The organism is Pseudomonas sp. R1-18 (genome assembly GCF_051132095.1).
Classification (GTDB): Bacteria; Pseudomonadota; Gammaproteobacteria; order Pseudomonadales; family Pseudomonadaceae; genus Aquipseudomonas.
Genome location: NZ_CP071658.1, coordinates 1,084,544 through 1,101,881 on the forward strand (window position 1 = coordinate 1,084,544; position 17,338 = coordinate 1,101,881).

The 17,338-nt window shown below is 60.9% G+C and carries 17 protein-coding genes; 9 read left to right on the forward strand and 8 right to left on the reverse strand.

The genetic code is table 11. From position 1 onward, the window contains the following. Window positions 1–28: 28 nt before the first annotated feature. Window positions 29–1,144, reverse strand: a complete 1,116-nt coding sequence (locus tag J3P77_RS04970; RefSeq protein ID WP_434680016.1) for an enoyl-CoA hydratase/isomerase family protein — start codon at window positions 1,142–1,144, stop codon at window positions 29–31. A 168-nt stretch (window positions 1,145–1,312) separates the two neighbouring features. On the opposite strand from J3P77_RS04970, the gene ung reads away from it, so the two are divergent. Beyond that, window positions 1,313–2,005 (forward strand): uracil-DNA glycosylase, encoded by a 693-nt coding sequence (gene ung / locus J3P77_RS04975; RefSeq protein WP_434680017.1) that lies wholly within the window; start codon window positions 1,313–1,315, stop codon window positions 2,003–2,005. A 15-nt stretch (window positions 2,006–2,020) separates the two neighbouring features. Here the strand turns inward: ung and J3P77_RS04980 are convergent, their stop codons facing one another. The 4 genes from J3P77_RS04980 to J3P77_RS04995 are packed head-to-tail and all read right to left on the reverse strand — an operon-like array spanning window position 2,021 to window position 6,068. Further along, window positions 2,021–3,055, reverse strand: a complete 1,035-nt coding sequence (locus J3P77_RS04980; RefSeq protein WP_434680018.1) for an AbrB family transcriptional regulator — start codon at window positions 3,053–3,055, stop codon at window positions 2,021–2,023. Further along, window positions 3,048–4,562, reverse strand: coding sequence for a tripartite tricarboxylate transporter permease (locus J3P77_RS04985; protein ID WP_434680019.1), 1,515 nt, complete (start codon window positions 4,560–4,562; stop codon window positions 3,048–3,050). Before J3P77_RS04985 ends, J3P77_RS04980 begins: the two co-directional genes overlap by 8 nt. A gap of 1 nt (window position 4,563) precedes the next feature. Further along, the gene (locus J3P77_RS04990; RefSeq protein ID WP_434680020.1) at window positions 4,564–5,022 is read right to left on the reverse strand and encodes a tripartite tricarboxylate transporter TctB family protein; all 459 of its coding nucleotides are present in this window, start codon (window positions 5,020–5,022) and stop codon (window positions 4,564–4,566) included. 59 nt (window positions 5,023–5,081) lie between these two features. Next, complete coding sequence (locus J3P77_RS04995) at window positions 5,082–6,068, reverse strand: Bug family tripartite tricarboxylate transporter substrate binding protein (protein WP_434681892.1); 987 nt, start codon at window positions 6,066–6,068, stop codon at window positions 5,082–5,084. Window positions 6,069–6,455: 387 nt separating this feature from the next. Between J3P77_RS04995 and J3P77_RS05000 the strand changes: the two genes are divergently transcribed. After that, window positions 6,456–7,127, forward strand: coding sequence for a response regulator (locus tag J3P77_RS05000; RefSeq protein WP_434680021.1), 672 nt, complete (start codon window positions 6,456–6,458; stop codon window positions 7,125–7,127). Further along, entirely contained in the window at window positions 7,120–8,505 is a 1,386-nt protein-coding gene (locus tag J3P77_RS05005; protein ID WP_434680022.1) for a sensor histidine kinase, read from the forward strand. The genes J3P77_RS05000 and J3P77_RS05005 overlap by 8 nt, the downstream gene beginning before the upstream one ends. Here the strand turns inward: J3P77_RS05005 and J3P77_RS05010 are convergent. Then, window positions 8,499–9,320 (reverse strand): HDOD domain-containing protein, encoded by an 822-nt coding sequence (locus J3P77_RS05010; protein WP_434680024.1) that lies wholly within the window; start codon window positions 9,318–9,320, stop codon window positions 8,499–8,501. The two genes, J3P77_RS05005 and J3P77_RS05010, sit on opposite strands and share 7 nt — an antisense overlap. Before the next feature lie 87 nt (window positions 9,321–9,407). After that, window positions 9,408–10,349 (reverse strand): YgfZ/GcvT domain-containing protein, encoded by a 942-nt coding sequence (locus J3P77_RS05015; protein WP_434680026.1) that lies wholly within the window; start codon window positions 10,347–10,349, stop codon window positions 9,408–9,410. A gap of 148 nt (window positions 10,350–10,497) precedes the next feature. Between J3P77_RS05015 and J3P77_RS05020 the strand changes: the two genes are divergently transcribed. After that, complete coding sequence (locus tag J3P77_RS05020; protein WP_434680029.1) at window positions 10,498–10,752, forward strand: succinate dehydrogenase assembly factor 2; 255 nt, start codon at window positions 10,498–10,500, stop codon at window positions 10,750–10,752. Continuing rightward, on the forward strand, window positions 10,736–11,200 hold the full coding sequence (locus J3P77_RS05025) for a protein YgfX (protein WP_434680030.1): 465 nt from the start codon (window positions 10,736–10,738) through the stop codon (window positions 11,198–11,200). Before J3P77_RS05020 ends, J3P77_RS05025 begins: the two co-directional genes overlap by 17 nt. Here the strand turns inward: J3P77_RS05025 and nadB are convergent. Then, window positions 11,169–12,785: an L-aspartate oxidase gene (gene nadB, locus J3P77_RS05030; protein WP_434680032.1), complete on the reverse strand. Its 1,617-nt coding sequence runs from the start codon at window positions 12,783–12,785 to the stop codon at window positions 11,169–11,171. The genes J3P77_RS05025 and nadB overlap by 32 nt on opposite strands. Window positions 12,786–13,279: 494 nt before the next feature. Here nadB and rpoE point away from each other — a divergent pair, with 494 nt between their 5' ends. The 4 genes from rpoE (at window position 13,280) to J3P77_RS05050 (ending at window position 17,178) form a co-directional block, all read left to right on the forward strand. Beyond that, window positions 13,280–13,861: an RNA polymerase sigma factor RpoE gene (gene rpoE, locus J3P77_RS05035; RefSeq protein WP_002554912.1), complete on the forward strand. Its 582-nt coding sequence runs from the start codon at window positions 13,280–13,282 to the stop codon at window positions 13,859–13,861. Between the two features lie 33 nt (window positions 13,862–13,894). Continuing rightward, window positions 13,895–14,488: an RseA family anti-sigma factor gene (locus tag J3P77_RS05040; protein ID WP_434680034.1), complete on the forward strand. Its 594-nt coding sequence runs from the start codon at window positions 13,895–13,897 to the stop codon at window positions 14,486–14,488. An 8-nt stretch (window positions 14,489–14,496) separates the two neighbouring features. After that, window positions 14,497–15,450 carry a MucB/RseB C-terminal domain-containing protein gene (locus J3P77_RS05045; protein WP_434680036.1) on the forward strand — a complete coding sequence of 318 codons (954 nt, stop codon included), beginning with the start codon at window positions 14,497–14,499 and terminating at the stop codon, window positions 15,448–15,450. 309 nt (window positions 15,451–15,759) lie between these two features. Next, window positions 15,760–17,178: a DegQ family serine endoprotease gene (locus J3P77_RS05050; RefSeq protein WP_434680037.1), complete on the forward strand. Its 1,419-nt coding sequence runs from the start codon at window positions 15,760–15,762 to the stop codon at window positions 17,176–17,178. The last annotated feature ends 160 nt before the right edge of the window (window positions 17,179–17,338 follow it).

A 17,338-nucleotide genomic window follows, 5' to 3' on the forward strand; every position in this document is an offset into this window, starting at 1 on the left:
CATGAGGCGCTCCTGCCGGTCATCGCAATCACGAGGTGAGTTCCAGGTCAGCCAGCGGATGGCGACCTTCCCAGGCCTTGGCAAAATGTGCTTCAACCACGGCCGCCGGGATTGAAGCCACGTCCGGCCAGTGCCAGCGTGGTTTGTGGTCCTTGTCGATGAGTCGCGCACGCACACCTTCACTCAGGTCCGGATGACGGCAGCAGTTGAGGCTCATCGCATATTCCAGTTGAAATACCTGGGCCAGCGACATGTGCCGGGCCCGTGCGATCTGTTCCCATACCAGCCAGGCCGTCATCGGGCAGCCAGCGGCGAGGTTTTTTGCAGCTGCTGCCAGCAGCGTGTCCTGATGGTGCTGCAATTGCGTGATGGCATTCCACGCGGCGGGCAGGTCACCCACATCCAGCAACTGATCGATCTGAACGCGCCGTGGCAACCACTGCGCAGCCGGGAGTTGTTCGACGGCCTCCTGCTGCAACGCCTTGAGCAGACTGTTTAGCTGCGCCGGAACGCGTTCCTGCCAGTTGAGCTGGAGCAGGCCTTCGATCAGATCGTCCTGTTGCTCGTCGCGCAGAAAACGGTCGGCCAGATTGAGATCAAGCGCATCGCGTCCGTTGATAGGCGACCCCGTCAGCCCCAGAAACAGTCCCAGCTTGCCTGGCAGGCGAGACAGGAACCAGCTGGCGCCAACATCCGGATAAAGACCGATACCGATCTCGGGCATTGCCAGTCGGCTGCTCGGCGTGACGATGCGAATGCTCGCGCCTTGCAGCAGCCCCATGCCACCGCCCAGCACATGACCGTGGCCCCAGCAGATCAGCGGCTTGGGATAGGTGTGCAGGCAATAATCCAGGCGGTATTCCGCTTCGAAGAAATGCGCCGCCAGCGCAGGCACGGTACCGGGCTGAGTGCGGCAGGCCTCGACCAGTGCGCGAACGTCGCCGCCCGCGCAAAAGGCCTTGGCACCGTTGCCGCGCAACAGCACGCAAACGATCTGGGAATTGCCTGCCCACGCGTCGAGCTGGTCTTGCAGCGCCAGAATCATCGGCAGCGACAGAGCGTTGAGAGATGCCTGGGCGTCCAGGCTGGCGATGCCAATGCGGGCGCCGTCCGGAGCGTGCAGCTCTTCGAAATGCAGGTTCATCGTGACCCCCTTCGAGTAAAGGCAGATAAAGTTGGTCTGCTCAGGGCAGAACTGACTCAGCCAGAGCAAGCTGTACCTGAGTGTAGGAAATCACCGGTTTTATGCGGGGCATTTGACATTGCCCTTGGGCTTTCCTAACGTCCGCCCATTGTTTTCACAGGTATAACCATGACAAGCGAAGACCGCATCAAGCTGGAACCGAGCTGGAAGGCCGCGTTGCGCGACGAGTTCGAGCAACCTTACATGCATCAGTTGCGCGAGTTTCTGCGTCAGGAGCACGAGGCGGGCAAAGAGATCTATCCCCCAGGTCCGCTGATCTTCAATGCGCTTAACTCGACGCCGCTGGACAACGTGAAAGTGGTGATTCTGGGTCAGGACCCTTACCACGGACCCGGCCAGGCCCATGGCCTGTGCTTCTCGGTGCAGCCAGGCGTCCCGGCGCCGCCGTCGCTGGTCAATATCTTCAAAGAGCTCAAACGGGACCTGAATATCGATATTCCCAACCATGGCTGCCTGCAGTCCTGGGCCGACCAGGGAGTACTGCTGCTCAACACGACCCTGACCGTCGAACGCGCCAACGCCGCCTCGCACGCAGGCAAGGGCTGGCAGCATTTCACAGACCGGATCATTCAAGTGGTAAGCGAGCATCAGCCACATCTGGTGTTTCTGCTCTGGGGCGCCCACGCGCAAAGCAAACAGAAGCTGGTGGACGCCACCAAGCATCTGGTGCTGACTTCCGTGCACCCGTCCCCGTTGTCGGCTTACAAGGGCTTTCTCGGCAACGGACATTTCGGACGTGCCAACAAGTACCTGGAACAGAACGGCATCGCACCTATCGACTGGCGCCTGCCGAATATCTGATAAACGCAGGGTCCGTCAGCTGGAAACCGGCCGGTTCCAGCGCCGGAACAGCGGCTCGGCCAGAAACAGCACGAACAGCAGGCGCATGACCTGCATCGCTGTCACCAGCGGCACTGACAATTGCAGCACCTCGGCGGTCAGGCTCATTTCCGCGATGCCACCGGGCATCATGCCCAGTGTCAGCGAGCGCAGGTCCAGATGCGTGAGCGCACTCAGTGCCCAGGCGGCGAGCGCAGCGATCATCATGGTGAGCGCCGTGCCCAGAAGGGTACGCGCCAGAAATGACGGCGCGCGTCTAAAGAATTCTCGATTGAAATGGCAGCCCAGACCGCTGCCAATCAATAATTGACCCAGTTCGCTGCCGCCCGACGGCAGGCCGATTCGCAGATTCCAGATCACGCTGACCACCGCGCTGAGCAACAACGGCCCGAACAACCATGGATTGGGCTGTTTCAGGCGTTGCCAGAGCCAGGCGAGGGCAGCGCCGGATGGCAGCAGAAACAGCAGCCACATCCAATCCACCTGCGTGGCATGCACCGCCGGTGTGCCATCGCCCAACAGGTATTTGAAGACAGCCGGCACGCAAAGCACCACGGCCAGAACGCGCAGGCTTTGCGCCGCGGCGACGCTGCTCAGGGTGGCGCCGTTGCGGGCCCCCAGGTTGACCATCTCGCCCGAGCCGCCCGGCATGCTGGAGAAGAACGCAGTGGGCCGGTCTTCGCCGGTGCGCAGCATCAGCCAGACTCCGACCATGCAAGACAGACTGGTTACCAGCGCACCAAATAAAATCAGGCCGAAATGCGCCAGCACCTGTTCAATGACCACCGGGCTGAAGTGCAACCCGATGCCGACGCCGATGATCAACTGGCCACCTTTGCGTCCGCCCGGTATCCGCGTCAGCTGCCAGCGCGTCAGACAACGCACCAGAATGATCGCCAGCAACGAGCCGACCATCCACGGCAACGGCCAGCCAACCTGGCTGGCGAGATACCCGCCAGCCAGACCGACCAGCGGCGTGCCCCACCAGCCACGCCAGCCGCTATCAGACATCGCCGAGTGCGGCACGTTGCCTTGCGCGCTTGCGCCAGATGCGGATCAGCGGGAACAGCAACATGAAAATGGTCAGCACCCAGATCCCCGAGGTGATAGAGCTGGACCAGAGAATGCCCAGTTCGCCGTTGGAGATCGACAGCGCGCGGCGCAGATTCTGTTCCATCAGGCCGCCCAGAATGAAGCCCAGCAGGATCGGCGACAGCGGGAAGTCCAGCTTGCGCAGGATATAACCGAAGATGCCGATGCCGACCATCAGGAACAGGTCGAAGGTCGTGGCATGCACGGCGTAGACGCCGATCCCGGTAATGATTGCGATAACCGGCACCAGTGCCCAGTTAGGCACGGCAAGGATGCGGGTGAAGACGCGGATCATCGGGATGTTCAGGACCACCAACATGATGTTGGCGATGAACAGCGAGGCGATCAGACCCCAGACAATGTCCGGCTGTTGCTGGAACAGCATCGGGCCGGGCGTGATGTTGTACAGCGACAGCGCGCCGATCATCACCGCCGTGGTGCCCGAGCCTGGAACCCCCAGAGTCAACATGGGCACTAGCGCTCCGCAGGCCGCCGCGCCGATTGCGGTTTCCGGCGCGGCCAGACCACGGGCGTCGCCTTTGCCGAATTGGCCTGTCGCTCCTGCGATGCGTTTCTCGGTCATGTAGGCCACAGCGCTGGCAAGCGTCGCCCCGGCGCCGGGAAGCACGCCCATGACGAAGCCCAACACGCCGCAGCGCAGGTTGACCAGGAACACCGAAGCCGCTTCCTTGACGTTGAACATCATGCGCCCGGTAGCCTTGACCGCTTCCTGGCCGTGGTGGGTTTTTTCCAGCAGCAACAGGATCTCGCTGATGGAAAACAGCCCGAGTACCAGCACCACGAATTGAATGCCGTCGGCCAGGTGGATGTTGTCGCCGGTGAAACGGTACACCCCGCTGTTGGCATCGATACCGACCGCCGACAGAAACAGTCCGATAAGCGCCGCGATGAACGTCTTGAGCGGCTTGTCCCCGGCCATGCCACCCAGACAGACGATGGCGAATACCATGAGTACGAAATACTCCGCAGGCCCGAAGGCGATTGCCCACTTGGCAAGCAAGGGCGCGAACAACACCATGCCGCACGTGGCGATCAGCGCGCCGATGAACGAGCTCCAGGCCGACAGCGACAGCGCAACCCCGGCCAGACCCTTACGGGCCATGGGGTAACCGTCGAGGGTAGTCATGACGGTCGAAGCTTCGCCTGGAATGTTCAGCAGGATCGAGCTGATACGGCCGCCGTATTCACAGCCCAGATACACCGCCGCCAACAGGATCAGCGCCGATTCCGGCGGCAGACCGAGGGCAAAGGCAATCGGGATCAGCAGCGCCACGCCGTTGATCGGCCCGAGCCCCGGCAACAGCCCGACGACCGTGCCGATCAGGGTGCCGGACAGTGCAGTGACAAGGTTGTAAGGAGTCAGGGCCACGCCGAAGCCCTGGCCCAGATAGCTGAATGTATCCACGTTAATTCTCCAGAACGCTGAGCAGACCCAGGGGCAACGGAACGTCCATGGCTTTATCGAACAGCAGGTAAAGGCCGACGCTCATGGCAGTCACAACCACGATGCTGGGCATCCAGCGGCCGCCATACAGGCGAGCCATGGGGATGCCGATCAGGATGCTGCTGAGGATGAAGCCCAGCGGTTCGAACAGGCCGGCGAACACCAGCAACAGCGCAATGCAGGTGCCGATCTTGATCAGCGTTTCGCGATCCAGCGGCGGCTCGTCTTCGCTGTGTACGATGGGCGTCGGACGAATCAGCAGATAAAGCAGGGCGATAGCCATCAGCCCGAGCAGCAGCAATGGAAAGGCCCTGGGCCCTACAGGCTCGTAGGAAAACGGCGCCTGATAAGGCCAGGCCATCAGGGTCAGGCCTGCGCATACCAGCAAGAGCACGGCAGCGAAAATACGTTGTATGACCATGGAAAGCTCCCAGGCCGCGCCCGTCTGACAGGCGCGGCCGATCAGTCAGTGGGGTTCGATCACTGAATCAGGCCGAATTCCTTGGCCAGCAACTTGTAGTCGGCGACCTGTTTCTTGACGTACGCATCAAGCTCCGCGCCGGTCATGGCAAACGGGAACAGCTCGCGCTGGTCACGCAGCTTGGCGAAGTCTTCCGAGGCCAGGACCTTGTCGAACGCGGCTTTCCACCAGTTGTAATCTTCATCGCTGACCTTCGGCCCCAGATAGAAGCCGCGAACCACCGGCCAGACGATGTCATAGCCTTGCTCTTTGGCGGTCGGGATGTTCTTCATTTCAGGCTCGTCGATGCGTTTGTCGGCGAAGACCGCCAGCAGGCGCATGTCACCGCTGAGGATGTGCGGCATGGAGTCGGAAATGTCGGTACTGCCGACCTGGATGTGGCCGCCCAGCAACGCAGTAGCGATTTCGCCGCCGCCTTCCAGCGCCACGTAGCGCAGAGCGCGCGGGTTGATGCCCGCCGCCTTGGCGATCAGCGCGGTTTGCATCCAGTCCTGGCTGCCGACGGTGCCGCCTGAGCCGATCACGACTTTGCTCGGGTCGGTCTTGAGGGCCTGCACCAGGTCATCGAGGTTCTTGTACGGCGAGTCGCTTTTCACCGCGATCGCGCCGTAGCTGGTGCCGACTGCTGCCAGCCAGCGCACCGCGTTCTCGTCGAACCGGCCGAACTTGCCTTGCGCAAGGTTCAGCAGCGAACCGCTGGACCAGGCCACGAGTGTTCCTGCGTCGGCAGGGCGCTGTGCAACCACTGCGTTATAGGCGACGGCGCCAACACCACCGGGCATGTAGGTCACGCGCATCGGAGAGGTCAGAATCTTTTCGTTGATCAGCGCGCTCTGTACCAGTTTGCAGGTCAGGTCGAAGCCGCCACCCGGTGACGCCGGGGCGATGCATTCAGGACGCTTGGGTTCGGCGGCGAACAATTGCGTGGCAACCAGCATGCAGCCGGCGGTCAGGGCCATATGACGCAGGGAAAGTCTCATTTTCAGTCTCCAGGGCATTCTTGTTTTTGGATGAGAGAAGCTGTCGAGCGGGTTTTCAGATGGGCGCGGACGGGCGATCCAGCGGACGCAAGGCGTGCTGGCCGGCAAAGGTCAGAATCGGGGAAGACGCAACGGACGGTCGAGCCACAAGGGGCATGGGCATGATTGACTCCGGTTTTTGTTTTTATTGTTCAGACGCATAGTGGCGTCTTGATCGTACCCGTTCTTGCGGGACGTACCGCGATGCTAAACGGTGAACCTTTCACAAAGCTTTCAATTTGTTTTCAGGTGGGCGCAATCTGGCATCCAGGTGTTTCGGTGCTTCACAGCCTGCCGCAGCTCTGTAAACTCCGGCTCCGCTGGCCTTGATAACTCACAAAGCAGGAGACGACGATGCGTGTTCTTCTCGTCGAAGACCATCTGCAACTGGCTGAAAGCGTCGCGCAAGCGCTCAAGGGCGCGGGCTTGAACGTGGACGTGCTGCACGATGGCGTTGCCGCCGATCTGGCCCTGAGCAGCGAAGAGTATGCCGTCGCCATCCTGGACGTCGGGCTGCCGCGCATGGACGGCTTTGAAGTGCTGGCGCGGCTGCGCGCGCGCAGCAAGAACCTGCCGGTGCTGATGCTGACCGCGCGCAGCGACGTCAAGGATCGGGTGCATGGCCTGAACCTGGGCGCCGACGATTATCTGGCCAAACCTTTCGAGCTCTCGGAGCTGGAAGCGCGGGTCAAGGCGCTGTTGCGCCGCAGCGTGCTGGGTGGCGAGCGACAGCAGCGCTGCGGTGTGCTCGCCTATGATCTGGACACTCGGCGCTTCACACTCGGCGGCGAACTGCTGGCGCTGACCTCACGTGAGCAGGCGGTTCTCGAAGCGCTGATTGCGCGGCCGGGCAGGGTGATGAGCAAGGAGCAGCTTGCGGCACAGGTGTTCGGCCTTGATGAAGAGGCCAGTCCCGACGCCATCGAGATCTACATCCATCGGCTGCGCAAAAAGCTCGACGGGCATTCGGTAGCCATCGTTACCTTTCGTGGCCTGGGTTACCTGCTGGAAAGCCGCGATGAATAACGACAGCCTGCGCTGGCGGCTGTTATGGAACCTTGCACTGCTGCTGGTCGTGCTGATGCTGGCCAGCGGCATGAGCGCCTACTGGAACGGGCGGGAAGTGGCGGATACGGCCTACGACCGTACCCTGCTGGCGTCCGCGCGCACCATCGCCGCCGGTCTCACGCAGCGTGACGGAACGTTGAGCGCCGACATTCCATATGTGGCGCTCGACACCTTCGCCTACGACAGCGAAGGGCGGATCTACTACCAGGTCAACGATATCAACAAGAAACTGATTTCCGGTTTCGAGAATCTGCCGTCACCGCCGCCTGGCACGTTGCGAACCGATGATTACCCGGCGCTCGCCAGTTTCTATAACGGCCGTTATCTGGGTCAGGATGTACGAGTGGTCAGCCTGCTCAAGCCAGTGAGCGAGCCGGGCATGAACGGGATCGCCGAAATTCGCGTCGCCGAAACGCAGGAAGCGCGCGTCGGCATGGCGCGCAGTCTGATGGCCGATACCCTGTTGCGGCTTGGCATGCTGGGTGGCGGTGCCTTGCTGTTGGTCTGGTTCACGGTCAGTGCCGCATTGCGGCCGCTGGAGCGCTTGCGCACTGCGGTGGAAGAGCGCCAGCCCGATGACTTGCGCGCATTGCCCATGGTGGAGGTCCAGCATGAACTGCGTCCGCTGGTGGGTGCGCTCAATCATTTCACCGAACGTTTGCGCGTGCAGTTCGAGCGTCAGGCACAGTTCATTGCCGACGCTGCCCACGAACTGCGCACGCCGCTGGCGGCATTGAAGGCGCGGGTCGAACTCGGGCTGCGTGAGCGGGACCCGACGCAATGGCGCACGACGCTTGAGTCTGCCGCACAGGGCACGGATCGGCTCACGCATCTGGCCAACCAGCTGCTGTCGCTGGCACGTATCGAAAACGGCGCCCGGGCGATCGCCGAGGGTGGCGCGCAACAGCTCGATCTCAGCCAGTTGGCGCGAGAGCTGGGCATGGCAATGGCGCCTCTGGCTCATGCACGCGGTGTAGCGCTGGCGCTGGAAGCCGAGCAGCCGGTCTGGTTGCGCGGCGAGCCGACCTTGCTCAACGAATTGCTCAGCAATCTGATCGACAACGCGCTGGCGCATACTCCCGCGGGCGGCAACGTGGTGCTGCGGGTCAGCGCGCCGGGTGTGCTGGAGGTCGAAGACGACGGGCCGGGCATTCCGCTCGCGGATCGGGACAGGGTTTTCGAGCGCTTCTACCGACGCAGTCCGCAGGGCAGTGGTTCAGGTCTGGGGCTGGCGATCGTCGGCGAGATCTGCCGCGCGCACCTGGCGCAGATCACCTTGCACGATGGCGCGGATGGCGGTTTGAAGGTTCGGGTCAGTTTTCCGGTGCATCAGTAAAGCATGGTCATCGCTTCGTCCATTTCCGCACTCAGCGCCCCGCCGGCCGGGTTGAGCCTCAATTGCTGAAAGGCGGGCAGGTCGACGATGTCGATCTGGCTGAACGGGTGCGAGGTATGCCGATGGATGTGGATGGTGGCGACCTGCACCAGATCGATGTAATCGGCGCTTTTCGAAACCCGGGTAAAGTCCTGAAAGCGCGCCGGTACTGAGGCCAGCGCGTCGGGGAAGTCCCATGAGCGCAGCAGACGCTCGCCGATGATCGGGTGGATATTGTCGATCACATGATTGAGGCTGATCGGGTCGGCGAGCAGTTCGTAATGGTCTTCGGCATAAGTCAGGATCGGCAGGATACCGATCAGATGTATCAGACCGGCCAGCGTGGCCTGGTCCGGCTTGAGCGACGTATAGCGCTGGCACAGGCTGTAACTGATGCCCGCCACTTGCAGACTCTGCTTCCAGATATCGCGCATCTTCTGTTCGATGACTTCAGACTTGGCGTGAAACATCTGCTCGACCACCAGCCCGATCGCCAGATTGCAGGTGTAATTGACGCCCAGCCGGCGGATCGCTGTGTTCACGTCACTGACTTCGAAGTTGGCGCGCAGCAGCGGGCTGTTCGCCACCTTGATCATGCGGGCCGACAACGCTGTGTCACTGCCGATCACCTTGCTCAGCGCCGCGATACTGATTTCAGTGTCCTCGGCGGCAAGGCGGATCTTCAGTGCTACTTCCGGCAGGGTCGGCAAAAACAAGGCATCTCTGTCGATGGCCTTGATCAAATTCCTCTGCACCTCGTCAGCCATCTTGCTCATGTTGCATCTCGCAGCTGTTGGGGGTGTCCGGGATCTTCCGGGCGCTGTCGACGCCCGGGTAACCGGATAGATTGAGTGACCGTTGTTTCAGCGTTGTATTTCGAGCTTGCTGTCCAGCAGATAGGGCAGTTCACACAGTTGCAGTGTCGGGCCGTCCGGAGAGCCGAGATGAACCTGCCCACCTTCGGCCGCGTCGGCCTGCAGTACCGCCAGCAGCTCGATGCCCTGATCGGCACGAGCCGCGATGACAACGTTGCCGGCAGAGCTCGTATTGACTGGAGAAAACAGCGCAGTGCCCGGTTCCGGGAGTTCGTCGCCTTCCGCCGTCAGGCGATAGAGCCTGCGCTTGAGCTTGCCAAGGTACTGCATGCGCGCAACGATTTCCTGGCCGGTGTAGCAACCTTTCTTGAAGCTGACACCGCCGACCGCCTGCAGGTTGATCATCTGCGGGATGAACTCTTCGCGAGTGCTGCCAAAAACCTGGCCGACGCCGGCGCGAATCTGGCCGAGCAGCCAGTCGTTCAGGGAAGCTTGAGCCAGTTGCGCGGCAAGATGCGACTGAACCGACGTTGATTCGCTGGCGGGCACCCAGAGCTCTGCGCGACCCGGCGAAACGCGCGTCGCTACCAGTGCATTGGCGCGGACAACGCTGTCGGTGTCCTGCGGCAGGTCCAGGCCAAGCCCGCTCAGCGCCTCATCGGCATTCTGCAATCCAAAGCGCACCCAGCTTTCGCTTTCATCGGTCAGCTTCGATTTGGAGAACACGGCGTATTTGCGCAGGTCGAGCAGTTGCGGCTCGATCAGCTCGCTGGCCATTGCCAAAAGGCAATCGGTGCCATCGAGCAGGATGCGAAAGCTGGACTGCATCCGGCCCTTTTGCGTGCAGCGGGCGCCAAGACCGGATTTTTCATCGCTCAGATAGTTGAGGTTGCAGGTCAATTGACCTTGCAGGAATTTGCCGGCGTCCACGCCGCGAACGGCAAGAACGCCTTCGTGGGAAAGCGTGCAGAAGAAAGCTGAGTGGGCCATGGTCATCGCAAGTGAAAATTGTCTGGGGCACATCATAGTGCCGTGTTGCGATTATGAATATGGGCACATGAAAACTGCTGCGACCATTGCACGATTCGCTCGGCCGGCTGGCGCCTGTATACTCGCCGCCTACTTTGAGGAGCGCTCCATGGTCGAAGACGTCGAACTCAACCGCCTTTACTGGCACAGCCGCCGCGGTATGCTTGAACTGGACGTGCTGTTGGTCCCTTTCGTGAAGGAAGTCTATCCAAACCTGAATGACGTGGATCGGGAGCTCTATCGGCGTCTGCTGACGTGCGAGGATCAGGATATGTTCGGCTGGTTCATGCAACGCGCCGAATCCGAAGATCCCGAATTGCAGCGCATGGTTCGCATGATTCTGGATCGTGTCCAGCCCGAGTAACCACTTCGAATGCCGTTGGCAGGCTTCACGGCTGCTGCTGACGGCCTATCTCGGCGCTCAGGCGCTGGCGCTTTTCTCGTTGTACTGCCTCGACATCTCCCCGTGGGCCGCAGGCCTGGGCGCGCTGTTGTGCCTGACGCACGCAATTCTGGTCCTGCCGCGGGCGATTGCGCTCGATCATGACACTGCCTACACCGGGCTCCGACGCGGTATCGATGGCTGGCAGATCTGGAGCAAGCGGGACGGTTGGCAGGATGTGCACGTTTGCAACGACAGCGTTGTGCTGCCGCTGGTCGTCGTCCTGCGCTTTCGGCTGGTTTGCAATGGGCGCTTGCAGGGTCGGGTCCGTAGCGCTTGTATTCCGTTTGATGCGGCGGCGCCGGATGTTCACCGGCGCCTGCGCGTGCGTCTGAAGTTCAGTCGGCGTGGTTCGGTGGAACCAGGATAGTGTCCAGCGCTTCAGGCAGCATGTCCGGATAGTCGAGGGTGTAATGCAGCCCGCGGCTTTCCTTGCGCTCCATCGCCGAGCGAATCATCAATTCGGCCACCTGCGCCAGATTCCTCAGCTCGATCAGGTCGCGACTGACCTTGTAGTTGCTGTAGAACTCATCGATCTCGTCGAGCAGCAACTGCACCCGGTGCCGGGCGCGTTGCAGGCGCTTGTTGGTGCGCACGATTCCCACGTAGTCCCACATGAAGCGCCGCAACTCGTCCCAGTTGTGGGCAATGATCACGTCTTCGTCGGAGTCGGTTACCTGGCTGGCGTCCCAAGCGGGCAAATTGGCTGGCATCGGGACGTCGGGCAGCAGTGCCTCGATGTGTCCTGCTGCGGAGCGCGCGTAGACGAAGCACTCCAGCAGAGAGTTGCTGGCCATCCGGTTGGCACCGTGCAGGCCAGTGAAGCTGGTCTCGCCAATTGCATACAGACCGGGCACGTCCGTACGTCCCTGGCTGTCGACCATCACACCGCCGCAGGTGTAATGCGCAGCGGGAACCACCGGGATCGGCTGGCGGGTGATATCGATGGAAAATTCCAGGCAGCGTTCATAGACGGTCGGGAAGTGCGTCTTGATGAAAGCTTCGGATTTGTGGGTGATGTCCAGAAACACGCAGTCGATGCCCAGGCGTTTCATCTCATGGTCGATGGCGCGAGCGACGATGTCCCTCGGCGCGAGTTCGGCGCGTTCATCGAAGCGTGGCATGAACCGCTCGCCGTTCGGCAATCTCAGGTACGCGCCTTCGCCACGCAGCGCCTCGGTAATGAGGAAGCTCTTGGCTTGCGGGTGATACAGACACGTCGGGTGAAACTGATTGAATTCCAGATTGGCCACCCGGCAGCCCGCACGCCAGGCCATGGCGATGCCATCACCGCAGGCGCCGTCGGGGTTGCTGGTGTACAGATAGACTTTGGCCGCGCCACCTGAAGCCAGAATCGTGAAGCGGGCGGCGAAGGTATCGACCTCGCCGCTGCGGCGATTGAGCACGTAAGCGCCAAGGCAGCGCTGGCCTTGGAGACCAAGGCGGCGTTCGGTGATCAGGTCAATGGCGGCGCACTGATCGAGCAACTGAATGTTCGGTCGCTGTCGTGCCTGCTCCAGCAGCGTCTTGAAAATTGCCGCGCCAGTGGCGTCTGCCGCGTGAATGATCCGCCTGTGGCTGTGTCCGCCTTCGCGGGTCAGGTGAAACTCGAAGCCGCTCTCATCGCTGTCCGATTGCTCGCCGCGCGTGAACGGCACGCCTTGATCGATCAGCCACTGGATGGCCTCTCGACTGTGCTCGACGGTGAAGCGAACCGCCTCTTCATTGCACAGTCCGCCACCGGCATTGAGCGTATCTTCAACATGAGATTGCACGGTGTCGGTGTCGTCGAGAACTGCCGCGACGCCGCCCTGGGCCCAGAAAGTCGAACCGTTCGACAGATCGCCCTTGCTCAGGACGGCGATTCGCAGGTGCGCGGGAAGGGTGAGCGCCAGGCTCAAGCCCGCGGCGCCGCTGCCTATCACCAGGACATCATGCTGAAAATGTTGGCTCATGAGTGAATATCGCCTTTAACGGCCACTAGTATAAGTAAGGGGGGATCGGCACAATAGCCGCGCCTCATGGCAATGTGAGACCACGGCGGGCATGGATTGTGCTCCAGTCCCTGGCGTCATGCACACCGTTTTTCGGTCGCTCGGGTTGGTGTCGTCTTCATTCCCGCTGATTATCGACGCGATGTGCGTTGCGGGTCTTGCGCCTGTACCGGATTTCCGGGAACTTTCCAGGTGCCCCGGGCTCAATAGCAGGTTGCCTTAAAGGGAACAGCGTCGGCTTCACGCAGGGTTCGATTGATCATCATCGACGGCGGATCGACGACAAGACTATTCACGCAGCCGGCCATGTCGAGCTGCGTTTTTCGTGCAGGCTTATGACCGCCCGCAGGAAACTTGCTTGAAGGGGGAGAACTTTTGCGTAAAGCCCGAGTCTATGTTTGCGAGCCTGAACATTATCAGTTGCGACGCTCCTTCAAGCTCAATGAGGAGTGTTCATGCTAACCCAGGAAGAGGATCAGCAGCTGGTCGAGCGCGTACAGCGCGGCGACACGCGAGCATTTGATCTGTTGGTGCTGAAATACCAGCACAAGATTCTAGGGTTGATCGTGCGATTCGTGCACGACACCCATGAGGCTCAGGATGTTGCACAGGAAGCCTTTATCAAGGCGTACCGTGCACTCGGCAATTTTCGCGGTGACAGTGCTTTCTATACATGGCTGTACCGTATCGCCATCAACACGGCGAAAAACTATCTGGTGTCACGCGGTCGCAGGCCGCCGGATAGCGATGTGAGGTCTGAAGACGCGGAGTTCTACGATGGCGATCACGGCCTCAAGGACATCGAGTCGCCGGAGCGTGCATTGTTGAGGGATGAAATCGAGGGCACTGTCCATCGAACCATCCAGCTTCTCCCGGAAGATTTGCGTACGGCTCTAACTTTACGTGAATTCGACGGTCTGAGTTACGAAGACATTGCGAGCGTCATGCAATGTCCTGTTGGTACCGTGCGCTCTCGGATCTTTCGCGCTCGGGAAGCCATCGATAAAGCCCTGCAGCCGTTGTTGCAGGAATCCTGAGACAGCGGCGATAGCCCAAGAGAGGAACCCGCCATGAGTCGTGAAGCCCTGCAGGAATCGCTGTCCGCAGTGATGGATAACGAAGCGGACGAATTGGAATTGCGTCGTGTGCTGAATGCCATCGACGATGCGGATACACGTGCCACATGGTCGCGTTATCAGATTGCCCGTGCAGCAATGCACAAAGAGCTGTTGATGCCACATCTGGATATCTCGGCAGCAGTTTCCGCCGCGATCGCCGATGAAGTCAGCCCGCTGAAGGCGGCTCGTGGTCCATGGCGCGCCCTGGGTCGTCTGGCCGTAGCAGCGTCGGTCACTGTCGCTGTTCTGGCAGGTGTTCGCCTGTACAACCAGGAGGATATCGCCGGTGCTCAGCTTGCTCAGCAAGGTCAGCAGCCAGCTACCCTGTCCATGCCACAGGTCAGGGGTCCGGCAGTTCTGGCCGGTTACACCGAGAGCAGCGAGCAGGCTCCGGGTCCTATGGCCAACGGTGTATTGCAAGGTCAGGCCGGTGAGGACGATAGCCGTCTGCCAGGTTACCTGCGTCAGCACGCTCAGGATGCTGCTGTGAAAGGTACTGAAACCGCGCTGCCTTACGCTCGTGCGGCCAGCCTGGAAAACCGTTAAGGAAGTGCATGCGAGCCGTCCGTCTTTGCTCTCTATTGTTTGGTGGATGGCTTGTCCTCCCGGTACATGCTGATGAAGCGCAGGATGCGCTGAGGCGTCTCGCGCAAGCGGACCAGCAGAGTTACCAGGGAACCTTCGTTTACGAACGCAACGGCAGCTTTTCGACTCATCGGATCTGGCATCGCGTGGGCGATGGCAAGATCCACGAGCGTTTGCTGCAGCTTGACGGTTCGGCACAAGAGGTCGTTCGAGTCGGGGGTTTGACCCAGTGCGTCAGCGGGACTCTGGTCCCGGGTGTCGCCAGCCCGCCCGAATCCTCCGCACACGTTCTCGATGCCAAGAAGCTTTCGGCCTGGTACGACCTCAAGATGGTCGGCGCATCCAGGGTCGCTGGTCGTGCGGCGTCGATTCTGGCGATTACACCCAAAGATCAACACCGTTATGGTGTAGAACTGCACATTGATAACGCCACTGGCCTGATCCTCAAGTCACTTCTATTGAGTGACAAGGGGCAATTGCTTGAGCGTTTTCAGTTCACCGATTTTGATACCACGATCCCGACGGACCAGATTCTGCAGCCAAGCGCGGAGTGCAAGCCGGTAACGGTAACCCGGGCGAAGCCGCAAGCCGTGATTTCCCCTGTGGAATGGCGCTCCGAATGGGTGCCGCCGGGTTTCGAAATCACCAGTAGCGGCGTGCGCAAGGACCCGGCTACGAATGCGCTGGTGACTTCACTGATGTATGGCGACGGACTGGCGCGTGTGTCTGTCTTCGTCGAGCGGGTGAGCGGCGCATCGTCTGCTGATATCCGCACCCAGCTGGGGCCTACGGTCGCTGTCTCTCGTCGCCTGACAACGCCGCAAGGTGACGCTATGGTGACGGTGGTCGGAGAGATCCCGATGGGCACCGCCGAGCGGATAGCGCTGTCGATGCGCAGCAATGAGCCGCAAGCCACCAAGTAGCACTCAAACAAGCAGCACCGAGCTGCAAAGCCCCGAGATGTAGAAGATTTCATCTCGGGCCGATACGCCGCCAGACCGCAGTCAAGCTGGCCCTGGGCTGAGTACTGAAATGTTTGGTGAGCTTTGCAGGTTGCAAAAACTCCCGTTTTTTTCTATAGGTCACAGCCTTGCCGCTCTGGCCTTTGTCGTTTGTGGGGCCGTGAAGCTGATCCGGGGCAGGCACCGGTTCTTTGCCGGGCTTTCGGATTGGTCGCTCTGTACTGCTTAACTTTGCTCGTTATGAACGGGAGCCGTATGTCGATACCACGCATGAAATCTTATCTGTCACTGTTCGCGGCCGTGCTGATGCTTGGCCAGGTCGCCACGGCTCAAGCCGAAGACCTGCCGGACTTCACCGGGCTGGTCGAGCAGGCATCGCCCGCCGTGGTGAACATCAGTACCCGCCAGAAGTTGCCGGACCGAGCCGTTGCGGGTCAGCAGATGCCTGATCTGGAAGGCCTGCCGCCTATGCTTCGGGAATTCCTTGAGCGCAGCATGCCGCCGGGATCTCGGCCGCCAGGAAAAGGCGACCGCCAGCGCGAGGCCCAGTCGCTGGGTTCGGGCTTCATCATTTCCGCCGATGGCTACGTGCTCACCAACAACCATGTGATCGACGGCGCCGACGAGATCCTCGTGCGGCTTTCGGATCGCAGCGAGTTGAAGGCCACACTGGTAGGCACCGACCCGCGCACGGACGTCGCGGTGCTCAAGATCGAAGGCAAAAACCTGCCGACCGCAAAGCTGGGTAACTCCAACAAGCTGAAAGTGGGCGAGTGGGTCCTGGCCATCGGTTCGCCTTTCGGTTTTGATCATTCGGTGACCAAGGGCATCGTGAGTGCGAAGGGCCGCAGTCTTCCGAACGATACCTACGTGCCGTTTATCCAGACTGACGTAGCGATCAACCCCGGTAACTCCGGCGGTCCGCTGTTCAACATGGCGGGCGAAGTGGTCGGGATCAACTCGCAGATCTTCACCCGTTCCGGTGGTTTCATGGGGCTGTCGTTCGCTATCCCGATTGACGTAGCCCTCGATGTCGCTAACCAGCTCAAGGCCAGCGGCAAGGTCAATCGCGGCTGGCTGGGTGTCGTGATCCAGGAGGTCAACAAGGACCTGGCCGAGTCGTTCGGTCTGGACAAGCCGGCCGGTGCGCTGGTGGCACAGGTGCTGGAGGACGGTCCGGCAGCCAAGGGCGGTCTGCAAGTGGGCGACGTGATCCTGAGCGCCAACGGTCAGCCGGTGATCATGTCAGCCGACCTGCCGCATCTGATCGGCAACCTCAAGGACGGCAGCAAGGCTGAACTTGAAGTGATTCGTGACGGCAAGCGTCAGACCATCACGGTAACCGTCGGCGCGTTGCCGGACGAAGGCCAGGAAATGGGTGGCACGCCGGGCACGGGCAGCGAGCGCAGCAGCAACCGTCTGGGCGTCTCGGTCATCGAACTGACAGCCGAGCAGAAGAAGAGCCTGGATCTCAAGGGTGGCGTTGTCATTAAGGACGTTCTAGGTGGCCCGGCGTCGCTGATCGGTCTGCAGCCTGGCGATGTCATCACCCATCTGAACAACCAGGCGATCAGTTCCGCCAAGCAGTTCACCGACGTCGCCAAAGGGCTGCCGAAGGACCGTTCGGTCTCGATGCGCGTACTGCGTCAGGGCCGGGCGACATTCATCACCTTCAAACTCTCCGAGTAACGGATCGGTTTGACGAAAAAGGGCGGCTTATACCGCCCTTTTTTGTGCCCGCCATTAAGGCGCCGGCCAGGGGAGTCGCCTGCATGCGTGACGCCCCTTGCTTCAATCAGGTACAATTCCCGGCTATTTTTCGGCGGGTAAACTGCCTGCAACCTTTTTG

Excerpts from the sequence above, each read along its gene's own strand:
- J3P77_RS05020 (WP_434680029.1), top strand. The coding sequence starts at position 10,498 with ATGGTCGAAGACGTCGAACTCAACCGCCTTTACTGGCACAGCCGCCGC.
- J3P77_RS05000 (WP_434680021.1), top strand. The coding sequence starts at position 6,456 with ATGCGTGTTCTTCTCGTCGAAGACCATCTGCAACTGGCTGAAAGCGTC.
- ung (WP_434680017.1), top strand. The coding sequence starts at position 1,313 with ATGACAAGCGAAGACCGCATCAAGCTGGAACCGAGCTGGAAGGCCGCG.
- J3P77_RS04970 (WP_434680016.1), bottom strand. The coding sequence starts at position 1,144 with ATGAACCTGCATTTCGAAGAGCTGCACGCTCCGGACGGCGCCCGCATT.
- rpoE (WP_002554912.1), top strand. The coding sequence starts at position 13,280 with ATGCTAACCCAGGAAGAGGATCAGCAGCTGGTCGAGCGCGTACAGCGC.
- J3P77_RS04990 (WP_434680020.1), bottom strand. The coding sequence starts at position 5,022 with ATGGTCATACAACGTATTTTCGCTGCCGTGCTCTTGCTGGTATGCGCA.
- nadB (WP_434680032.1), bottom strand. The coding sequence starts at position 12,785 with ATGAGCCAACATTTTCAGCATGATGTCCTGGTGATAGGCAGCGGCGCC.
- J3P77_RS05010 (WP_434680024.1), bottom strand. The coding sequence starts at position 9,320 with ATGAGCAAGATGGCTGACGAGGTGCAGAGGAATTTGATCAAGGCCATC.
- J3P77_RS05040 (WP_434680034.1), top strand. The coding sequence starts at position 13,895 with ATGAGTCGTGAAGCCCTGCAGGAATCGCTGTCCGCAGTGATGGATAAC.
- J3P77_RS05005 (WP_434680022.1), top strand. The coding sequence starts at position 7,120 with ATGAATAACGACAGCCTGCGCTGGCGGCTGTTATGGAACCTTGCACTG.
- J3P77_RS05045 (WP_434680036.1), top strand. The coding sequence starts at position 14,497 with ATGCGAGCCGTCCGTCTTTGCTCTCTATTGTTTGGTGGATGGCTTGTC.
- J3P77_RS04980 (WP_434680018.1), bottom strand. The coding sequence starts at position 3,055 with ATGTCTGATAGCGGCTGGCGTGGCTGGTGGGGCACGCCGCTGGTCGGT.
- J3P77_RS05050 (WP_434680037.1), top strand. The coding sequence starts at position 15,760 with ATGAAATCTTATCTGTCACTGTTCGCGGCCGTGCTGATGCTTGGCCAG.
- J3P77_RS05015 (WP_434680026.1), bottom strand. The coding sequence starts at position 10,349 with ATGGCCCACTCAGCTTTCTTCTGCACGCTTTCCCACGAAGGCGTTCTT.